This is a genomic window from Micromonospora globbae, assembly GCF_003610785.1.
In the GTDB taxonomy this organism is placed as follows: domain Bacteria; phylum Actinomycetota; class Actinomycetes; order Mycobacteriales; family Micromonosporaceae; genus Micromonospora; species Micromonospora globbae.
In genome coordinates, this window is record NZ_RAQQ01000087.1 from 1 (window position 1) to 1,587 (window position 1,587).

Annotated in this window: 1 protein-coding gene; it reads right to left on the reverse strand. The window is 68.6% G+C overall.

The genetic code is table 11. The features are described from left to right. Positions 1 to 11: 11 nt before the first annotated feature. Entirely contained in the window at positions 12 to 1,475 is a 1,464-nt protein-coding gene (locus D7I43_RS32390) for an NF041680 family putative transposase (protein ID WP_120332336.1), read from the reverse strand. Positions 1,476 to 1,587: the final 112 nt, after the last annotated feature.

Sequence of the window (1,587 nt, forward strand, 5' to 3'; positions counted from 1 at the left end):
TAGCTTGATCTTTAACCTGTGCGGCGGGGCCGGGGATTGGCAGTCTTCGTCTTCTTTGCAGCTGCTGTCTTGGCGGTCGTGGTGGTCGCGATGTGGACGTCGTAGCGCGGGGTGGGGTGGTTGTTGCGGCGGCCGGGTGGCCGCCCTGGTCCTGGCCGGGAGGGTTTGGGTGCACCGGCCGGACAGGTGACTCTCGCGCGGAGGTGCCGAAACCCTCGGCGGACGCGGGCGGGTGACAGACGCTGCGGTGGTGCGGGTTTCTCCCAGGGCCGGCGCAGGTCGGCGGCGAGGGCACGGGCCAGACGGAGCTGGGTGTAGGCGGCGAGGATCATCCAGGTCCATCGGTCGGCGGCCTGCGGCGTGCGGATCTTCGGGCAGGTCCAGCCGAGGGTCTGTTTCAACAGGCGGAACGTGTGTTCGATGTCGAAGCGGCGCAGGAACGTCTGCCAGAGCCGATCGACATCAGCGCTGGTGGCGTCGACGCCGGACCACCACAGCCACACCGGCTTCGGGGTCGCGCCGCTGGGCAGGTGCTCGACTTCCAGGCGGATGACCGTTCCCTCGATGACCGGCAATACCTTCGCCGCGTCGATCCAGGCGGATCGGTGGGTCAACCGGGGGTGAAGCCGGTCCCAGGCGCGGGCCCACGCCGTGCCGTAGAGACGGGTGTCGGCGACGGTGGCCGCGTCCGGCTCACCCCAGGTCGCGGGATCACCGAAGACGAACTCGCCGCCGTGGCGGGGTGGACGTCCGACCGTCCCCGGCTGCCGCGGCGGCACGGCTCGGCGTAGTACCCGGTCGGAGCGCATCCGGGCGAGGACTTGCACGGGCAGGTCACGCAGAAGGAACGCAAGGCGGGGTGCGTCGTAGCCGGCGTCGGCCACGACCAGGATCTCCAGGTCCCCGGGCCGCCACTGCCCGGCCGCGATCAGACGCCCCACGATGTCTCGCAACTGCCCAGCGGTGACCGTGGCCGCGTCATCACCAGGCGCCAGCCGCACCGCGTCCAACGGCGCGGTCCAGGAACTGCGACCTGATTCCAGGGCCACGACCATCGAATACGGCCAGCCCGGAATCATGATGGTCTGATCCTTGCCGCGTCCGTAGGTGTGGCACAGGATCCGCTGCGCTGAGGTGTGCGCGTGCGGGCGCAGCCAGCAGGTGATGTCGACCGCCAGGACGAGACGCCCATCAGCTGCCCGGGGCAACGGCACCGCCGCGAGAGCAGTGCGCAGCCGATCGATGTCCAGTCGCCCGCACGCGAGGGCGTCATACAACGCCCCGTGACCCCGACGGTGCTCACCCACCAGCGACAACTCCACCAGCGACCGGACCGGCCCGTCGGCGCACAACACCGCGTCCGTCAGGTCGAACAACGCGTCAGCCCGAGCAGTCAAGCAGTCGTAGAACTCCCGCCGGAACCTCGCCAACTCCCCGACGGCATCAGCCGGACCACAGTCATGCACACTGGTCACCAGAACAGCCCTTGGCTATTGATGTTCTTCCCTAGACAAGAAGATCATCAACCAAGGGCTGTTTCCGTCATCGGTCGGGGTCCCCACAGGACCCCAGGGGTTAAAGATCAAG